Raw genomic sequence first — 18,075 nt, 5'->3', positions numbered from 1 at the left:
CACGTCCTCGTCGCGGGCGTCGGGAATCTCGAAGTCGAGTTCCTCGGTCCACTCGGGGCGGCGGCGCTCGGGGTCGCCGAACGCGTTGCCGTTCTGGAAGACGTTCATCATCGCGTCCTGCACGTTGGCGTCCATCTGACCGGACTCAGTTAGTCGCCGATTCATCTCCGTGAAAGAGTTGAGATGTTCGATTTCGACCGGGCAGGCGTCCATGCAAGCCATGCAGGCCATACAGGACTCCATCGTGCTGCTGTCGATGACGCTGGTGCCGCCGTCGGCGATGATGGGCTTTTCGTCGGTCATGCCCGCGTCGAGGTTCTCACGGTACTGCTTCAAATCGAGAATCACGTCGCGCGGATCGAGCGGACGGCCGGACGCGTTCGCGGGACAGACCGACGAACAGCGGCCACATTTCGTACAGGCGTCCTGGTCGAGGATCTGTTTCCATGAGAAGTCGTCGATGTTGGAGGCACCGATTTCGTCCGGGCTGGCGTCGGAGGGAACGCCCGGGAGTCGCTTGCCCGCCTTCTCGTCGCGCGTGACGACGTTGGCGAACGACGACAGCATGTGGAACGGTTTGGCGTAGGGAATCGCGGCGATGAACACGAGCGCGATGAGGGCGTGGGACCACCACGCGACCGGATACCACGTCGTGGCCGCCTGTGGGGTGACGCCCGCCGCCGAAAGCACGTCCTTGACGAACCAGCCGACGAAGCTCACTGTCTCGAAGTCCACGTTTCGGGTGGCACTGGTGCCGAGGATACGGACGCCTTCGGTCAGGTAGCCGCCGACGCCGAGCAGGAACAGCGTCCAGATGAACAGGTCGTCCTCTCGCCCCGTGTGTTTGCCCCAGAGGCGTTCCTTGTGGACCCAGTAGCGCCGGTAGAGCGCCATCGAGATACCGACGACGAACAGCAGCCCCATGGCGTCCATCACGAGCGAGTAGGCCAGATAGAAGCTATCGACGAAGAAGGATTTCTCGCCGCCGAGGAAGTAGTGGGTGAATTTCCGGTACCCGTCCATGTCGATGGCGAGGATCGTCGTCCCGATGAGCAGGGTCAGAAAGCCCCACAGGATGAACGAGTGCATCAGTCCGCCGTACAGGTCGCGGTTGAACTGCTTCTCGTTCGTGATGACGGTTTTCGCCGCACGGGTCACCCGTCCCGGCAGGTCGTCCAACCGGTCGAACCAGTCCTCTTCGCCGTCCGTGTACCGCGCGAAACGGTTGTAGACGCCGTAGAGGAAGTAGACGACGGTCACGATAGCGAGGAAGTAAAACACCGCCTCGCCCATGGGACCGATTCGCCAGAACGTCGGGCGCGTCGGGCCCGCCTCCGAAAGCGCGAAGATTTCCATGTTTTATCAGGAGGAGACTACTTGCTTAAATCTTGCCACCCAATCGTCTCCACGCCGTCATGCGAGAATGGAAAACGTGTTGTGAGTTTATACGAACGCCCACACGAGAAGCGATATTGTCAGCAGGATAGTGGGTATGTCACGCCACGAAATCGCCAGACGGGGGAGCGTCGGGTTCCACGCGAAACAGCGAGCGCGGAGCGCGAGCGAGAACGTGTCGGCACGGTCGAACGCCCGCGCCAGTCCCGCCGACCCGACGAGTTCCATCCGTTCGGCGAGCGAGCGTTCGGTGCCGAGGCGAGCGGCCATCGCGTCCCGAATGGCGCGCAGGTCGGACTGCAGGGCGGGGAGAAACCGGAAGACGAAGGCGACGCCCATTCCCAAAAACTGGCCGACTCGACCGGGAAGCAGCCACTGGATCGCCGCGCGTGACTCCCGAACGGGCGTGGTTCGGACGAAGGCCGCGCTCACGCAGAGGACGAGCACGACGCGATAGCTCGCCAATGCGGGCGCGACGGCATCAGCCGGAACGACCCATGGCGGGCCGAGCGTGAGCGCCGCGAACGCTGGCCCGCCGAGGAGGAACGGGAACACGTACCGAAACTCGCGAAGGACCCACAGCGGGGAGGTGTAAGCGCCGAGAAGGACGACGGCAACCACGACTGTCAAAACACCCAACCCGAGCGGCGTCGTGTGGGAGAGTGCAACGAGAGCGAATATCGTCTGAAACAGGAGCTTCACGCGCGAGTCGAGGCGTTCGGCGAACGCGCCGCTTGAACGATACACCAGTGTCATGGAGTTTCGAATCTCGTGGTGTTCGAACCATGCCGTTCGAATCGAGGCGTGTGAATGCCGAGTCGTTCGAGGTCGTCCGCAATGGTTTCGGGTGGGCCGTCAACCGCGATGGTGCCATCGTGAATCGCAACCGCGCGGTCGGCGAGCGACCAGACATCGCGCAAATCGTGCGTGACGACGATGATTCCGGTTCCGCGGTCCGAGAGGGTGGCGAGGTGGGAGACGACGGAATCACGGGCCGGACCGTCCAGTCCGGTGAACGGTTCGTCCAGCACGAGGTGGTCCGGGTCCATCGCCAGCGCACCGGCGATGGCGACGCGCTGGCATTCGCCACCCGAGAGAGTGTCGATTCGTGCATCTCGGCGGTCGTCCATGCCGACCGCGGATAAAGATTCTTGGACCCGATTCTCGATTTCTTCGTGGGAGAGACCCAAATTTTCGGGGCCAAAGGCCACGTCCGCGCCGACAGTTGCCGAGACAAAGGTGTCCCGTGGATGTTGAAACACCATCCCGACGCGGGTACGAGCGGCAACGAGGTCGTCCTCGACTGGCGTCCCGTCAACCAAAACGGCCCCACCATCGGGCGAGAGGAGACCGTTGAAATGACGGACGAGCGTCGTCTTGCCGCTCCCGTTCGGGCCGGAAATCACGACGAACTCGCCGTCGGGAATCGTGAGCGAGATGCCGTCGAGCGCCGCCGTGTCGCCGAATCGATGGACGAGATTTTCGGTTGTTATCATTCGAGCGTTCTCCGGACGTTATTCGGCCATAACGCGGTCACTCCTGACGATACCGACTGCGGCAGCGATTTTGACCGCTTCGAAGGGGATGAACGCCACAGCGGAGAGCATGAACGCATCGACGAGGCCGTAGTTGCCGTAGTAGGAGAACCCGATGGTCCCGAAAGCGTAGATGATAACAGTTCCGACGACCATACCGCTGACGAGGCGGACGATGCTCGCGGACTTGGGGTCGCGGAGCGTCAACCCGTTATGAACGATTGCGCCGATGGCGAAGACAGCGAAAGGGTACGAGATGAGGTAGCCACCGGTCAAACCCTGGAGTTCGGCCAATCCAGCGGAGCCATTGGCGAAGACGGGCGCACCGACGACACCCGCGACGAGGTAGAGGACGAGCGATGCGGACCCCCAAAGTGGGCCGAGAAAGATTCCGGCGAGGAAAACGCCGAGCACTTGCAGAGTGATGGGAATGTTCGGTGCCAGTGGGTTCGGAAACGAAACGTACGCGAACGCACCGATGATAGCGGCGAACATCGCGGTACGGGCGATGTTCCCGACCATCTGTTCGCCGACGAGTTCGACGGATTCGGTTTCGGTTGACATGGAAGACCATCTTCCGTCAACCGGTATTAGAACTTCGGTTGTCGAGAGAGTGTGTTTCAGACGACAGAGATAAATATCATACACCGCCCAACAGGTTTTTATACGATCCAAGCATCAGCTACGCGCTATGGATAAGAAGACCGAGGAACTCCGTGACATGTTCCTAAATATGACGGACGAGGCGACAGTCACGGAACGGCAGGAGGAGACGCACGGCTCGCTCAGCACGGAGGAGAAGATTCAAGAGCAGCTACTCGCCGTCGTGACGGAAATGAGGGAACGGTACGAGTTCAACACGACGCTCGACGACGAGCAGTTGGCGACGGTCGTTCGGCGATTCTACGCGGGTGACGACGACGAGGAAATCGCCGCCGAACTCGGCGAACGAGAAGAGTCGGTGGCCCGTGCCCGGATCGATCTCCATCTGTTCACGCTCTCGGATACCGAGACTCCGTTCGAGATCGAGCGTCTCCGAATGCTCGTCGACGACGACGTTTCGACGGCCGATTGCGCGGGGGAACTCGACATCAGCGAGGCAACCGTCCGACACTATCAGCGCGTCCTCGAAGCCAAAGACGAGGCACGAGCGGTGAACCAACAGTACACAAACGAGTTCGAGAACATCTTACAGGACCGAGAGATATCCGACAGAATGACAGGAGACATTCAACAAGACGGTCTGGACGACGCGACCGACGGCATGGAAACGAACGTTTCGTTTTAATTCGATTATAGCGGTTGTTCGGTACGCTTCACAAACCGAGAGTTACCACTGTGTGAGCTGTTCCGTGGAGTTGTGCCAGTACAAAAACGTCGCGCCAACGAGCGAGAACACGAACCAGCACGCCAGTAGCATATAAACTGCCCTCATTGCATTGAATGTCGACGCCCGACTATTAACAGTTGCCATTTCGCGTCCCAGTTCAACGGTCGATTACCACCCCGATAAACTCGCTACTCCTGTTCCGGAAGCTTCGTCAGTGTAATCGAGTCGGAAGCCGCGTGTATGACGACATCGTCGTCCACGCTCATGTTGACGAGGTCCATTACGTCCGGCGGAATCGTGACCACTATCGAACCACCTGATTTTCGGAGCGTTCGTATGCCGAGTGGGTGTGCTTGCTCTTCCTGTTCGTCGTCGTCCAGAAATCGGAGATGCGGAATATTCACCATCGATTCACCACCTTCTCCTGTAGACGCTTGGTCAGCAAAAGTACGACGTTCGTTTACGAAATCGTACTGTGTCAGATGGAAGTAATGGGGGACAGAGCGAGTCAGAAAAGGATCTAATTTCTTAAACGGACGACGGCACTAAATGCGAAACTCCCCTTCGTCCACACGGGGGAAATAGTATGGCAACAACAGACCGAGTAGTTGAGAGAGAAACAACGTATACGCCACGAACGTACAAAGCAGGCGGCTTCCTGCTGATGTTAGCAGGGGTTATCGGCGCAATCGTTGGACTTGGACTCCTCATCACGAGTGCGGGTATTTCGCTACTTGGATTGAGTGGGCTTGGTGCTGCAACTGCCGGTGGGGTCGTCCTCGTGTTCTCGGTCATCGAGTTCGCGGGTGGCGCGTCGGCATATCGGGGTCACAACTGGTACGGTAGCATGACCGCAGGCGTGCTGGGGTTGGTGACGTTCTTCACGTTGCCGCTCGACCTCATGGGGACGTTCCTCATCGCGCTCGGTGAAGGCCAGTTCGACCACGCACAGGAAGAGCAGTTGCGGGAAGAGCATGTGCGAGAAGAGGAAGAAGTAACGCCGGTCGAATAAATCACCCTATCGTTCGGACGGGCGACATCCATTTTTTCGGGCGATCAGTAAACAGCCATCAGCGACCGCTATTCCGCACCGGATTCGACGCCTTCCTCGATGGCTTCGTCGATTGTATCGTCATCCAAGCGCGAGATCCGGGCTTTCATGATACGGGTGTTTTCGACCTGTTCGACGTGGAGGCGAACCCCGTCGTAGTCGATGTCTTCGCCTTCCTCCACGAGTCTGCCCGCCCGGTTGAAGATGAATCCGGCGATGGTCTCGAACTCCTCTCCCTCCGGCAGTTCGATTCCCATCGCCTCGTTCACTTCATCGATGTTGACCTCGCCGCGGACGATGACGGTGTCCTCGTCGATACGCTCGATCGGCTCTTCTTCCTCGCCGTCGAGAATTTCGCCGACGATTTCCTCGACCATGTCCTCCATGGTGACCAGTCCCTCCGTCGTTCCGAACTCGTCGATGACGATGACCATCTGCATCCGGTTTTCGCGCATCTCCGTCAGCAGTTCGTCCACGTTCTTGCTCTCGGGGACGTGGAGGGTCGGCTGAATCAGGTTGCTGAGTTTCAGTCCGTCCGGCGTCGTCTCGCCGTAGTTCTTCTCCCGAACGAGGTCACGAACGGTGACGATGCCGATGACGTTGTCCAGACTCCCCTCGTACACCGGAACGCGCTCGTGACCCGACTGGACGAGCGTCTCGATGGCCTCGTCAACGCTCGAATCCTGGGGAACGGCGGTCATGTCGAGGCGCGGCGTCATCACCTCCTTGGCGATGGTGTTGTTGAACCGGAAGATCCGTTGGAGCATCTCGCGTTCGTCCTCCTCGATGACACCCTCGCGCTCGCCGGTCTGAATCATGTTCTGAATCTCGTCGCGGGTCACGTACGACGTCTCGATGGCCGATTGGCCGCCCGTGACGCTGTTTATCGCTCGCGTGAGATGGTCGAAGAGGATAACGAGCGGCATGAGAAGCGTCTCGGAGTACTTGAGCGGTCGGGCGATTCTGAGCGACCACGACTCCGTGTTCTCGACGGCGTACGATTTCGGGGCGATCTCTCCGAACAACAGGACGAGCGTCGTAATGCCGAACGTGGAGACGAGGACGGCCACACCGGGGTCGAAGTAGTAGCCGACGATGACCGTCGCGATGGACGACATCGCGATGTTGACGATGTTGTTGCCGACGAGGATCGTCACGAGCAACCGATGAGGGTCGCTTTTCAGAGATTTGACTATTTTCGCACCCGGAATGCCGTCTTCGACGAGCGCATCGATGCGGTGTTTCGCGAGCGAAAACATGGCAATTTCCGAGGAGGAGAAGAACGCAGACAGTAAGAGAAGCACGAGAATGAGGACGATCCCGCCCCACCGGACGATCGGTCCGTTGGGCTGAACGTCCAGCATACTATTCAGTGGCGCAGTCTGTGAGAGGGCGATGAGTGTCGGAGAGAGTCCCATTTGATAACCCATCTTGACCGTCAGCGGGATTAACTCTTTATCCTTTTCCCTGCTAAATATCGAGCGAAACTGCCGAGAACGAAGACCTTACACGTGTTTCGGCCCAATCAGGGTGTATGAGCACCGAGGCGACAAATCCGGCCATCACGCTGTACCGACTGCAGGCGTGTCCGTACTGCGAGCGCGTGGTTCGAAAACTACAGGAGTACGACCTCCCGTACCAGTCGCGATTCATTGAACCCATGCACTCGGATAGAAACGTCGTCAAGCGCATCAGCGGCAAACGAACCGTCCCGGCCATCGTGGACGAGAACACGGGCGTAACGATGAGCGAGAGCGCGAACATCGTCCAGTACCTCGAAAACACCTACGGAGGGGCCGAATAATGCCTGACTTCGACGTGGTCGAACTCGGTGAAGCGGACCACCCGGAAATCGGCGAGACGGTCCCCGATTTCACCCGCCCGCTGGTCAACACGGAGTTCTGGGAGAACGCCTCCCTATCGGATATCACAGCCGACGGACGGACGCTGCTCGTCTTCCACAGCATGGACGGCGCGTTCCCGGCGACCTACGTGTGGAACGAACTGCGTGATCGCGCGTGGGACGACACATACGACGTGCAGATCGTCGGCCTGTCGATCTCGTCGCCGTACGAGCACAAAACCCTCATCGAGGAACGTGAAATCGAATACAGCCTGTTCAGCGACCCCGCAAACGACGTCGCGGAAGCCTACGGCATCGTGAACGACCTGGACGGGATGGAAGGCATCAGCGAACCACGACCGGCGATGTTCCTGTTGGACGAGGACCGCACCGTGGAGTACGCGTGGGTCGCGACCGAGTGGCCCGACTTCCCGGACTACGACGAAGTCGAAAACGCCATCGAAGGCTGAATCGAGAACGGACGACGCTACGCTTTTTTCGTGGAACCCACAACGTCAGGTATGAACGACGAACGAGACGACACGCACGAGGACGAACTCGACAGGGCAGCGCGTGCCATTCGGGATGGCGATCTCGTGGTCTATCCCACCGAAACGGTGTACGGTCTCGCTGCCGACGCGGTGGACTCGACAGCCATCGAGCGTGTGTTCGACGCAAAGCGACGAGCGCGCGAGAAACCGATTTCGCTCGCGGTTCCGGACGTGGAGACCGCACGGGAGTACGTCCGCCCGACGACGCGCGAAGCGGCGTTCATGGACGAGTTCCTTCCCGGACCGGTGACCGTGCTCTGTGAGAAGCGGGACGTCGTTCCGGACCTCCTCACAGGTGGGCGCTCCCACGTCGGGGTTCGGATTCCGGACCAACCGCTCGCGCTGGAACTGCTCCGGCGAGTCTCACCCATCACCAGCACGAGTGCCAACGTGAGCGGCCGGGGAAGCGTAACACGGCTCGACGAGCTCGACGACGAGATTCGAGATGCCGCCGCAGTCGTCATCGACGGCGGTGAAACCGGCGGGACCGGAAGCACCGTGGTGAACGTCGAACGGGGGGAGATTCTCCGCCGCGGCGAAAATGCCGACGCGATCGAGGCGTGGCTAGCCGCCGAGGAGTGAACGAAGCGTTCTGGTTTTCACCCCGCATTCGGCTCGATACTCACAGGCGTCGCATTTCGACGTGTTCGTCAGCCGCGGCGGTGGGCCGTCGATGGCGCGGGCGGTGCGAAGAACGCGCCGATAGGCCGCCTTCCGGCGCGTCGAGAGAGCGATTTCACGCACGATACCGTGTGCCGGATACTCCACGAACGCGCGTTCGATCATCCGTTCGTACTCCCACGAGAGCGCCTTCGCGGCGGCGACGACTCGGACGCTCTGTGGCTCCCAGATACCCGTTTCGGGCGGGGTTCCGGTAAAGATCATCGACGGAACGGGCGGGTCGCCGTCGAGGACTTTGTGGACGATTCCGCGACAATCCTTTCCCTCGACGGGTCGGTCTCGTTCCGATGGGTCGGCAAGGATTTCCCAGTCTTCGAGGAGTGTTGCGCGTTCGAGATTTTCCCGGAACTGGGCGAGTGAGACTTCTAACGGGAGGTCTGCGAGTTCGGAAGTGGGCGCATCGACCAATCGGTCGTACTGATATGCGAGTTCACGTCGTTCAGTGACGATATCCGGGACGGCGATGTCGTCCTTCCGTCGATAGTAGAGTTTTCGCGGGCAGTACGTAGCGGCTTCCAGGTCGCTGAATGTAACCTTCGACACGGCGGTTCTGGCCCCGGTTTCGTATATAAACCTCGGGGTGAGGGAAAGGGGCAAGAGTTTGGAGGGTCTTGGTTCGTTCATGAGTGACTTCGATAAGGAAGCGGAGCGAGAGAAACTCCGCCAGCAGTACGAAAACGAGAGGAAGGAGCGAAAATCGACCCAGCGGATGAGCGAACTGCTGTTGCAGGGTGCGACGATGACGGGAAAACACTGCGACACCTGCGGTGATCCCATTTTCCGCTACGACGGAAACGAGTTCTGTTCGACGTGCCAGCAGGCAGCGTCCGAATCGGCAGGGGAAAACGAGGAAACGACCGCGAATGACTCGGCCGTCGAGACCACGAGCCAGAACGTGAGCGAAATCGAAGCCGAATCGGCGGAACCAGACCAGCCACAACAGCAGAGTCAACCGGAGAATCAACCGCCGCATCCGACCCCACAGCGCCCACCGTCTCAGCAACCGCCGACGCATCGAGCGCGACGTGCGCCGCCGAGTCAAGCGAGCGGAAACGAGGTGGACGAACGGCCACGGCAACCCGAGCCACGGACACCAGGACGAACGCAGGCGACGGGTGAAGCGGGAGACCTCACCGAGGCACGGAACGCGTTGGTTCGAAAACTGACGACCCTCACGAGGGAGGCCGAAAGCACGAACGATGTCGGCTACTCGCGTGAACTGCTGGCCGCAACGCGAGAAGCGGCGGAGGCGCTCGCTGCGCTCGACCGGGCGAATCGATAAGTCGAACCAAAAAGCGTCGAGGCGAACGATTTTCTCAACTATCGTTCCACAGCGAACAGGAGTTGGTGCTCCGTACTGTCGACTTCCTGCACGAAGTCGAGTCGCGTGACGTCCAAGGCGTATCCGAGGTCGAGGTCGAAATCCGAGTTCCTGAGTGAGCGCTCGTCCGCTACGTCGTGCTGTGGGTCGCCGTAGAGTTCCTGCTCGCTCGTCGAGCGGCTAATTTCGTGTTGCGGTTTTCCGTACCGCTTTTGGGCCTCCCACTCCTCCTCGTCATACTCCCTCATGGGACGGGGTAACATAGTTTACTCACTACCGGGTAAATGGCGGTGATAGATTAAAGCGTAGTGACTGTTCAGGACGTTTATCCACGTTCATTCGTCCCATACGAGCGGGAAATGACCGGATTTAGGCCGTGCTGTCCGACTGTACGGATGTGGTCGGTGGACACCACTGCTGTCGGGTGGTAACCCCCGGTTACGGGTCGTACGCCTCGGCCACGACCTCACGGATTCGGTCGGCGGTTATCTCGCCGACGCCCTGTGTCTCCATAAGCTCGCCTTTCGAAGCGGTCATGACCGCTTGTACCGACCCGAACGCTTCCAGCAAAGCACGAGCAGTGACTGGACCGATGTCCGCGATAGAGGCGACGACGTACTCCTGTTGTTCGGAAAGCGTCTTCGAATGTTTGTCACCGTGCACCGAAATCTCACGCTGTGCGACCTCCTGCTCTCGCGTGGCGATGACTTCGAGCAAATCCGTCGTGTCCTTCTCGTCTTCGGTTCGGAGGACGCTCGCGCCGAAGTCGACTGCAAGCGAAGCGATTGCACCGCGAACCGCGTTCGGGTGGACGTTACGCTGTTCGTAGAGATCCTCGCCTTCGATGATGACGACGGGGCGGGCGTAGTGGCGGTTCATGTCCCCGACTTGCTCGAACATCGAGCGGTCGCTTCCGACGAGCGTATCGAGGAAGTCGCTCACCGATTTGCGCTCGACTGCGACTCGGTCGCTCAGAACGTAGTCGCCGACGGCGAGCGTTTCGAGGCGAACGTCCACGCCATCCCGTGCGGAGAGGTCGCGGGCGATGTTCGCGTCGAGTTCACGCTGATCGGCGACGATTTCGACGTTGTCGGAGTTGTCGCGTTTGCGCGCCGTCGCCACGACACCGTCGGGGTCGGTTTCGTCGTCCGCGCTATCGTCGCTTTCGGCGTTTTTCTCCCCCGTGTCGTCCGCCGACTTCGTATCGAACTCCTGTAGTCCGTGGCTCACTTCGCTCGTCCCGTCCTCGTCGCCGCCGAACGACCCGAGCGTCTGCTGTGAGTCGTCCAGTTCCTCCTCGACTTCCTTGGCGACGCCCTTGAGTTTCCGCAGTTCGGCTTCCATCTCGTCCTCCCGACGCTTGGAGATCCAGAAGTACGCCTCGTCGCGAGTGTCCTCGGCGAGCAGGACGACGACTTGTCCCTGTGCTTGCCGACCTGTCCGTCCTTTGCGCTGGATGGAACGCACCGCGGTCGGGACGGGTTCGTAAAACAGCACCAGATCCACTTCCGGCACGTCGAGACCCTCCTCCGCAACGGACGTCGAGACGAGCACTTCGAACTCGCCAGCCCGGAAGTTGTCGAGCGCCTCTTGCTGTTCCTTCTGAGTCATTCCGTCGCTCCCGTCCTTGTCTCCTTGTCCGACGAACCGCCGGGCGTCGAAGTTTTCGTTGAAGAATTCCGTCAGCGTCTCGGCCGTATCGCGCGATTCGGTGAAGACGATGATCCGCTGGCCGCCGTCCACGAGCGTCTGGGCGAGGTAGGTGTGTGCCTTGCGGAACTTGGGATGGCGGTCGTCGTACTGGGTCGCCTTCCGCATCGCCTCCTGGACCTTCGGGTCGGAGACGAACCGCTGGCTCGCCTTCGACGCACCGGATGAGCGGGCGGCGTTGCGTTGGCGTTCGAAATACCGACGGAGGGATTCGACGCTCTGGGTCTCCGCGAGTTCGACCGCGCGGCGGAGCTTCATCACCTCCGCGTGTGCGGACATGCCCTTGTACCCCTCCGACTGGTCGTTGTTGATGAGTTTCTGCAACTCGCCGCGAACCTTGTTCAGGTCCTTCTGGGACACGTCAGGTCGCGTGGTGTTGATGACGCCGAGAGTTTTCAGGCGTTCCAACCGGTCCTTGATGACCTCGTTCAGCGCGTCCCGGATCTCGATGATGTTGTCCGGGAGTTGTACGCGGACCCACTCCACGTCCGTGTCGTGGGTGTACGTCGAAACGTCGCTGTCGTCCTCGGTCATCACCTCGACTTCGTGCAGACCGAGGTTTTCACACACCTCCATGATCGACTCCTTGTCACCGCCTGGCGATGCGCTCATCCCGGTAACGAGCGGGTCGTGTGCGTCCGAGTGGTAGCGCTCGGCAATGTAGTTGTACGCGTACTGGCCGGTCGCGCGATGACACTCGTCGAAGGTGATGTGAGTCACCGGGCCGAGGTCGATTCGCCCGCCGACGATGTCGTTCTCCACGACCTGTGGCGTGGCGATGATGACTTTCGCCGACTTCCACAGTTTTGAACGCTCGTCCGGGCGGACCTCGCCGGTGAACACGACGATGTCCTCGTCGGGTATCGAGAGGGCTTGCCGATAGAAATCCGCGTGCTGGTTCACCAGCGGTTTCGTCGGCGCGAGGAAGAGGGACTTGCCACCCACCTCGTTGAACCGCTCCGCCGTGACGAGTAGGCTAACCGTCGTCTTTCCCAACCCTGTCGGGAGACAGACGAGCGTGTGATCGTTGCGTGCGGTTCCAGCGAGTTGAATCTGGTAGAGTCGCCGCTCGATGAACGAGGGAGCGAGATAGGGGTGTTCCACGTAGTTCTGTTCCGTGTCCGTGGTCGCCATTCGTCGTGAGTTTGGTCGTCATTCGGTTAAAGGGTTCGTGTAGCGAGGTGAAAGTGGTCGGCGAAGGTTTATACGGGAAGACGGAACCACGACGACCCGAGCGGTGAGAGAATCAGAACAACATCGGCAGATACCGAAGCGCGACGAACATCGCCACGGCGGCACCGAGAGGAATCGTGAGGTTGTCGTCGATGACGTAGCCCGCGATGACGGGTTTCACGCCGTCCGCGAGGGTCGCCGCGATTGCGCCGAGCACGGCGGCGGGGAACGGCAGTCCGAGGACGGACGCGATGAGGAGACAGACGGCAAACGTGACGAGAAGGGTGTGAGCCGCTTTGATTCCCAGTTCACCGGATCCGATGAGGCCGCTGATGGGGTCGGCGATGGTCAGCATGAGCATCGCCGGGATGGCGATTCGGGGTTCGAACACCCACGCAGTCGCCGTCATTCCGAAGAAGTACAGCGCGTACCCCGCGAGGTTGTCCTGTTCGTACGAACGCGTGAGTTCGTCGTAAATCTGCCAGTCGAGACCGACGAACAAGCGAAGGATTTCGAGGACGAGCGCGACAGCCGAACCGACGAGGAGAAGCCAGCGCAGTTGCTGCCACGTCAGCAGGCCCAACAGGTACAGCGCCGGGAGTCCGGTTCCGCTGACGTGTACCAGTCTGCGCTTGACTTCGCCCGACACGGTTAGAGGTCCGAGAAGGCGCGGTCACCGCTCCGGAGTTCAGCGAGGAGATCCGGAAGGTCGGAGACGGCAACGCGGACCTGTTCGGTCGAATCCCGTTCACGGAGGGTCACGGTGCCGTCTTCCAACCCTTCGTAATCGACCGTCACGCAGAACGGCGTGCCGACTTCGTCCTGTCGGCGATACCGACGGCCGATGTTACCCGAATCGTCGTAGGTGGCGTCGAAGCCGTGCGTTCTGAGTTCGGCCGCGATTTCTCGAGCCTGCTCGCCCATACCGTCCTTGTCCATGAGCGGGAAGACGCCGACCGTCGTCGGCGCGAGTTCGGGTTCGAGGGCCAACCGTGTTCGCGTCTCGCCTTCGATCTCGTCCGTCTCGTACGCGTGGTCGAGGACGGTGTAGAGCACACGACCGATACCGATGGACGGTTCGACGACGTGCGGCGTGATGTGCTCGCCGGATTCCTTGACTTCGTCGACGCTGAATCCGGTTTTCTCGACCGGAACCGTGTAGGAGTCGCCGTCGGCTTCGACGGTTACCTCGTCGCCGTCGAACGCGGTGCGGTCGCGTTCCGCGAGGGTCTGGAGCGCCTCGGCGATGTCGGCGGCCGCCCCGCCGAATTCGGGACCGAGATAGCTCATGTCGGGGTCGACGGTCGCACGTTCGACCACTTTCGGCTCGTCGTACTGCCGGAAGAGGGTGAAGTCCTCGTCGGAGTAGGTGTCGTGTTTCGTGAGGTCGTAGTCGCTCCGGTAGGAGTAGCCGGTTATCTCCACCCAGTCGCCGTCGATTTCCGCTTCGGCGTCCCAACAGTCGCTCGAATAGTGGGCCCGTTCGCCTTCGAGGTGTTGGCGGAACCGGAAGCGGTCCATGTCCACGCCGATTCGCTCGTACCACTCTTGGCCGACACCGAGGTAGTAAGCGATCCAGTCGCTGGCGATGATACCCTCGTCGACCGCCTCGCCGATGGTCGTGTAGATGTACTCGCCTTCGTCGGCGTTCTGCTCGACGGCGGAGTACAGCGTCACCTCGATGTCCTCGACCAGATGGAGCGGCGGTTCGTCGGTTTCGGGGTCGATGAAGTGTTCGAGTTCGGCTTGCGTGAACTCACGGACCCGAATGATGGATTTCCGGGGGCTGATTTCGTTCCGGTACGCCTTCCCAATCTGGGAGATACCGAACGGGAGGCTGTTGCGGGCGTACTCCTTGAGCCGCGGGAATTCCACGAAGATGCCCTGTGCCGTCTCCGGGCGCAGGTAGCCGGGTTGGCCCGAACCGGGGCCGATGTCCGTCTCGAACATGAGGTTGAAATCCTCGACCGGTTCGCCCGCGAGCGGGGTATCACAGGTCGGACAGTGGAGGTCGTTGTCGGCGATGAGTTCGCTGACCTCTTCGAGCGCCAGGGCTTCCGCGTCCTCGATGTCCGTGTTGTCCTCGATGAGGTGGTCGGCGCGGTGGCTCTCGCCACACTCCGGGCACTCGACCAACATGTCGTCGAAGCCGTCGAGATGGCCCGATGCCTCGAAAACGGGTTCAGGCATGATAGTCGGCGCTTCGATTTCGCGGTGGCCTTCCTGTACCTGAAAGCGGTCACGCCACGAGTCCTCGATGTTTCGTTTGAGTGCCGCGCCCTGCGGACCGTAGACGTAGAATCCCGATACACCACCGTAGGCTTCCGACGATTGGAAGAAGAACCCACGCCGTTTGGCGAGTTCTACCAGATCCGTCATTTTAGCGCCTCCAACAAGTTCACGTCTCGGACGATACCGATGAGTTGGTCACCGCTGACGAGCGGGACCTGTTCGATATCGTTCGTGAGCATCGTCTGGGCGACCTCGCGCGCTTTCTTATGCTTCGAGACCGTCACCACGTCCTCCGTCATGAACTCGCTGACGGGTGCGGACGGGATTTGGACGTTTCGCGTCGGGATGTAGCTGTTTCCGACCGATTTGATTCCTTCCCACATCCACGCGTCGTCCTCGTTCGCGATACTGCCGCCAGTGTCGTCCTCGCCTTCGACCACGCGCGCGACTTCGATGATATCGACTTCAGTGAGGATACCGTCCATATCACCTTCTTCGTTGAGCGTGACCGCATAGGGCACGTTCGCGTAGTAGATTTCGCGTTCGGCGACCGTCAGCGGCGTCTCGACGTAGCAGGTGTTCACGTCGGGGCTCGCCAGTTCGCCGACTTCCGTATCGCCGTTGGCTTCGCTCTCGGCGATGGCTCGGACGACGTCGGTGACGGTGACGATTCCTTCGAGTTCGCCGTCCACGACTGGGACACGTCGGGTTTGTTCTTCCAACATCAGGGCGGCAACGTCCTCGATGGACGCGTCCTGTGTCGTTGTCGCGACATCCCGCATCAGGATGGCGAGTTGGTCTTCGTCAGGATTCTCGATGAGGACATCGCGCGATATGAGGCCACGGTACTGTTCGCCGTCATCCGTCTGTTTAACGACAGGGACGGAGGAAAACGACAGTTCCTGCAAGTAATCGAGCACGTCGTCGCGTGTGCCCGGAAGCTCGACAGTAACCACATCAGACCTGGGAGTCATCGCTTCGGCAACGTTCATACGCGCCGGATACGGTTTCACCCTTCTTGTACCCTACGAAGCGTGAGGGGTGAAATTCGGACTGAGACTCCGAAACCGGGACTTCAGCATCGGAAAAACGAGACGGGAACTATTCTTCGTGGTGATCGCCGACCGGCGACTCGACGACGTAGTTCTCGTACTTCTCCGGGTTCGGGAAGAACTTGGTGTAATCGTCGTGGCGGAACGTCCCGTGGACGGTACCGTCCAACGTTTGGACGTAGCTGAACATCTCGTCCTCGTCCATGGCGTTCTTCACCAAGCCGGGCGCGTGCATCATCTCGTAGGTTCCGGCGAGAAGGATCACCGTTTCGGTGTCGGGATCGAGAAACTGTGTGAGCATGAACACACGCGAACTGACCTCCTTGCGGAAGACTCGATATTGTGGAAACGTCCCCGCTTCGACCGCCTCGCGGAGGTCGTCGGCGTGGTTGTCCGGAATGACGTAGACGAACCCGAACCGGTCGGTGTCGCCAGCGTCCTTGTTTTCCGGGGCTGTGTGAGTTGCAGCCACTTCGACGACGTTCCACCCGTCGGATTCGAGTTCGTCCGCCATCGCGTTCATGTCTTCGAGCGTCATCCCCCACGCGTCCTTCTCCGCGTCGGCGTTGGCCGCGATACGCTCGGCATAGTTTCCACCTTCGTCACCGGTCTCTGGCATACAGCCATGTCAGGAGCCGAAACGGTAAAATCTGTTGTTACACGCCAACGCCGAAGACGGCTTCCATGAGGAACGACGCGAGGAGAACGAAAACGCTGGCGATGAACAACTTCGCACCGGGTGAGAGGCGTTCCTCGGGCGGGATGGAGTACTGCGGCAGCGGCGGTACCCGCTGTACTGCCGACTGAAACCGGGTCTCCTCACGCGCACCGATGACCTCACCGGTCTCCGTGTTCCGATCGACATCGACGCGTCCCTCCGACCGGTCTACCTTCCACCGACGGGAGGGATAGAGCGCGAACGTGCCGTATCCGAACAGCAAGATACCGACGAGAAACAGGAAGTACTTCACGCCGACGAGATCGCTACCGAGCGTGAAACAGACGACAGCGCCGATAAAGAAGACCAACCCAGTCACCACGATCGCGTAGACGAGCGCGTCGATCGCCTGTCGAAACCGCCGAGGGGACTGGTCTGGTTCGGCCATTACCGCATCGTGTAGGGCGTGAATTCGTCCGGCTCCTCGTACGATTCGAGGTGACGGTGACAGTGGCTGAAGCGACCGGAGTCGCTCACGACGTTGTCGCTGGGCGAGTCCGAGTCACAGACGCTTCCGAACACGTCGCGGAGATACTCGCGCGCTTGCTCTTCGTCGTTGTTCTCGATATAGCCCGACGCTTCGTCGATGTGCTGTTGGACTTTCTGTGGCACCTCCACATCGGTGAACAACTCCTGTTGGATCTCACTGATGTCGGAGAACCGAGTATCCATGCCGAGAATCTCCTTCACCTGATCGGTCATCGAACGTTCGGCGCGGGAACGTTCGCGAACGACTTCGCGGAAGATTTCGATGTTGACCCAGAGGTCATCATCCATGTCTTGGAACTCCTCCGGTCGAATCTTCATCGGACAGCGTGTACTGAACGGACAGCCTTTCGGGGGGTCACGCGGACTCGGTGGAGTCCCGCGAAGCGTGACTCGCTCACCGCGGGCCGTCGGGTCCGGGTCCGGAATTGCCGAGAGGAGCGAAATCGTGTACGGGTTTTTCGGGTTCTCGAACAACTCCTCCGTCGGTCCGAGTTCCATTATGTGACCGAGATACATCACGGCGACACGGTCACAGATGTGCCGAACCACGGAGAGGTCGTGGGCGATGAACAGATACGTCAGGCCGAACTCGTCCTGCAGGTCTTCGAGCAGGTTGAGGATTTGTGCCTGCACGGAGACGTCCAGCGCCGAGACGGGTTCGTCCAGCACGATGAACTCGGGTTCGAGCGCGAGCGCACGAGCGATGCCGATACGCTGGCGCTGACCGCCCGAGAACTGGTGTGGGTAGCGGTAGTAGTGTTCGGGTTGGAGTCCGACCACGTCCAGTAGTTCACGGACGTGTTCCCGACGCTCCCGTGGCGTCTTCCAGTCGTGAACGTCGAGCGGTTCGCGAATGATTTCGCCGACCGTCATCCGGTCGTTGAGGCTGGATTCGGGGTCCTGAAAGACCATCTGGCTGTTTCGTCGCCAGTTTTTGAGGTCCTTGCCCGACAGTTGGGTGATGTCGGTGCCGTCGAACAGCACTTCGCCGGAC

The 18,075-nt window shown here is 60.3% G+C and carries 21 protein-coding genes; 6 read left to right on the top strand and 15 right to left on the bottom strand.

The genetic code is table 11. The features are described 5' to 3' along the window. The 4 genes from WBV42_RS03335 to WBV42_RS03320 form a co-directional block, all read right to left on the bottom strand. Positions 1-1,356: 4Fe-4S binding protein (locus tag WBV42_RS03335; RefSeq protein ID WP_423984777.1), on the bottom strand; the 1,356-nt coding region annotated here is incomplete at its 3' end. A gap of 87 nt (positions 1,357-1,443) precedes the next feature. Then, the gene (locus WBV42_RS03330) at positions 1,444-2,151 is read right to left on the bottom strand and encodes an energy-coupling factor transporter transmembrane component T family protein (RefSeq protein WP_423984776.1); all 708 of its coding nucleotides are present in this window, start codon (positions 2,149-2,151) and stop codon (positions 1,444-1,446) included. Continuing rightward, entirely contained in the window at positions 2,148-2,891 is a 744-nt protein-coding gene (locus tag WBV42_RS03325) for an energy-coupling factor ABC transporter ATP-binding protein (RefSeq protein WP_423984775.1), read from the bottom strand. The genes WBV42_RS03330 and WBV42_RS03325 overlap by 4 nt, the downstream gene beginning before the upstream one ends. An 18-nt stretch (positions 2,892-2,909) precedes the next feature. Next, positions 2,910-3,494, bottom strand: a complete 585-nt coding sequence (locus tag WBV42_RS03320) for a biotin transporter BioY (RefSeq protein ID WP_423984774.1) — start codon at positions 3,492-3,494, stop codon at positions 2,910-2,912. A 127-nt stretch (positions 3,495-3,621) separates the two neighbouring features. Between WBV42_RS03320 and WBV42_RS03315 the strand changes: the two genes are divergently transcribed. Beyond that, a complete protein-coding gene (locus WBV42_RS03315) occupies positions 3,622-4,218 on the top strand; it encodes a conditioned medium-induced protein 4 (RefSeq protein ID WP_423984773.1) in 597 nt (198 codons plus the stop codon). A gap of 230 nt (positions 4,219-4,448) precedes the next feature. On the opposite strand, the gene WBV42_RS03310 is transcribed toward WBV42_RS03315, so the two are convergent. Continuing rightward, positions 4,449-4,667: a hypothetical protein gene (locus tag WBV42_RS03310; RefSeq protein WP_423984772.1), complete on the bottom strand. Its 219-nt coding sequence runs from the start codon at positions 4,665-4,667 to the stop codon at positions 4,449-4,451. Positions 4,668-4,846: 179 nt separating this feature from the next. On the opposite strand from WBV42_RS03310, the gene WBV42_RS03305 reads away from it, so the two are divergent. Then, positions 4,847-5,272, top strand: coding sequence for a hypothetical protein (locus WBV42_RS03305; RefSeq protein ID WP_423984771.1), 426 nt, complete (start codon positions 4,847-4,849; stop codon positions 5,270-5,272). Between the two features lie 68 nt (positions 5,273-5,340). Here the strand turns inward: WBV42_RS03305 and WBV42_RS03300 are convergent, their stop codons facing one another. Then, a complete protein-coding gene (locus WBV42_RS03300; RefSeq protein WP_423984770.1) occupies positions 5,341-6,729 on the bottom strand; it encodes a hemolysin family protein in 1,389 nt (462 codons plus the stop codon). Positions 6,730-6,845: 116 nt separating this feature from the next. On the opposite strand from WBV42_RS03300, the gene WBV42_RS03295 reads away from it, so the two are divergent. The 3 genes from WBV42_RS03295 to WBV42_RS03285 are packed head-to-tail and all read left to right on the top strand — an operon-like array spanning position 6,846 to position 8,287. Next, on the top strand, positions 6,846-7,115 hold the full coding sequence (locus WBV42_RS03295) for a glutaredoxin family protein (protein ID WP_423984769.1): 270 nt from the start codon (positions 6,846-6,848) through the stop codon (positions 7,113-7,115). Next, positions 7,115-7,624, top strand: coding sequence for a redoxin domain-containing protein (locus WBV42_RS03290; protein ID WP_423984768.1), 510 nt, complete (start codon positions 7,115-7,117; stop codon positions 7,622-7,624). The genes WBV42_RS03295 and WBV42_RS03290 overlap by 1 nt, the downstream gene beginning before the upstream one ends. Before the next feature lie 51 nt (positions 7,625-7,675). Continuing rightward, a complete protein-coding gene (locus tag WBV42_RS03285) occupies positions 7,676-8,287 on the top strand; it encodes an L-threonylcarbamoyladenylate synthase (RefSeq protein ID WP_423984767.1) in 612 nt (203 codons plus the stop codon). Here the strand turns inward: WBV42_RS03285 and WBV42_RS03280 are convergent. Next, on the bottom strand, positions 8,270-8,929 hold the full coding sequence (locus WBV42_RS03280; protein WP_423984766.1) for a CRISPR-associated protein Cas4: 660 nt from the start codon (positions 8,927-8,929) through the stop codon (positions 8,270-8,272). The genes WBV42_RS03285 and WBV42_RS03280 overlap by 18 nt on opposite strands. Positions 8,930-9,008: 79 nt before the next feature. On the opposite strand from WBV42_RS03280, the gene WBV42_RS03275 reads away from it, so the two are divergent. Further along, positions 9,009-9,668, top strand: coding sequence for an Sjogren's syndrome/scleroderma autoantigen 1 family protein (locus WBV42_RS03275; RefSeq protein ID WP_423984765.1), 660 nt, complete (start codon positions 9,009-9,011; stop codon positions 9,666-9,668). Between the two features lie 38 nt (positions 9,669-9,706). On the opposite strand, the gene WBV42_RS03270 is transcribed toward WBV42_RS03275, so the two are convergent. From WBV42_RS03270 to WBV42_RS03235, 8 genes are all read right to left on the bottom strand, one after another. Then, on the bottom strand, positions 9,707-9,955 hold the full coding sequence (locus tag WBV42_RS03270) for a hypothetical protein (RefSeq protein WP_423984764.1): 249 nt from the start codon (positions 9,953-9,955) through the stop codon (positions 9,707-9,709). A gap of 190 nt (positions 9,956-10,145) precedes the next feature. Continuing rightward, a complete protein-coding gene (locus tag WBV42_RS03265; RefSeq protein ID WP_423984763.1) occupies positions 10,146-12,551 on the bottom strand; it encodes a DEAD/DEAH box helicase in 2,406 nt (801 codons plus the stop codon). A gap of 112 nt (positions 12,552-12,663) precedes the next feature. Beyond that, positions 12,664-13,239 (bottom strand): dolichol kinase, encoded by a 576-nt coding sequence (locus WBV42_RS03260; RefSeq protein ID WP_423984762.1) that lies wholly within the window; start codon positions 13,237-13,239, stop codon positions 12,664-12,666. Positions 13,240-13,241: 2 nt separating this feature from the next. Then, positions 13,242-14,969, bottom strand: a complete 1,728-nt coding sequence (gene glyS / locus WBV42_RS03255; protein WP_423984761.1) for a glycine--tRNA ligase — start codon at positions 14,967-14,969, stop codon at positions 13,242-13,244. Continuing rightward, positions 14,966-15,814 carry a CBS domain-containing protein gene (locus WBV42_RS03250; protein WP_253224921.1) on the bottom strand — a complete coding sequence of 283 codons (849 nt, stop codon included), beginning with the start codon at positions 15,812-15,814 and terminating at the stop codon, positions 14,966-14,968. The genes glyS and WBV42_RS03250 overlap by 4 nt, the downstream gene beginning before the upstream one ends. A gap of 109 nt (positions 15,815-15,923) precedes the next feature. Then, positions 15,924-16,493 carry a DUF7529 family protein gene (locus WBV42_RS03245; protein WP_423984760.1) on the bottom strand — a complete coding sequence of 190 codons (570 nt, stop codon included), beginning with the start codon at positions 16,491-16,493 and terminating at the stop codon, positions 15,924-15,926. 37 nt (positions 16,494-16,530) lie between these two features. Beyond that, positions 16,531-16,980, bottom strand: a complete 450-nt coding sequence (locus tag WBV42_RS03240) for a DUF7555 family protein (RefSeq protein WP_423984759.1) — start codon at positions 16,978-16,980, stop codon at positions 16,531-16,533. Beyond that, positions 16,980-18,075 (bottom strand): ABC transporter ATP-binding protein (locus WBV42_RS03235; RefSeq protein ID WP_423984758.1); only part of this gene is annotated, 1,096 nt, incomplete at its 5' end. The genes WBV42_RS03235 and WBV42_RS03240, both read right to left, overlap by 1 nt.

It is taken from the genome of Haladaptatus sp., from assembly GCF_049589095.1.
GTDB lineage: Archaea > Halobacteriota > Halobacteria > Halobacteriales > Haladaptataceae > Haladaptatus.
Note: the sequence above shows the minus strand (reverse complement) of the source record. Positions and strands in the feature narration are given on the sequence as shown.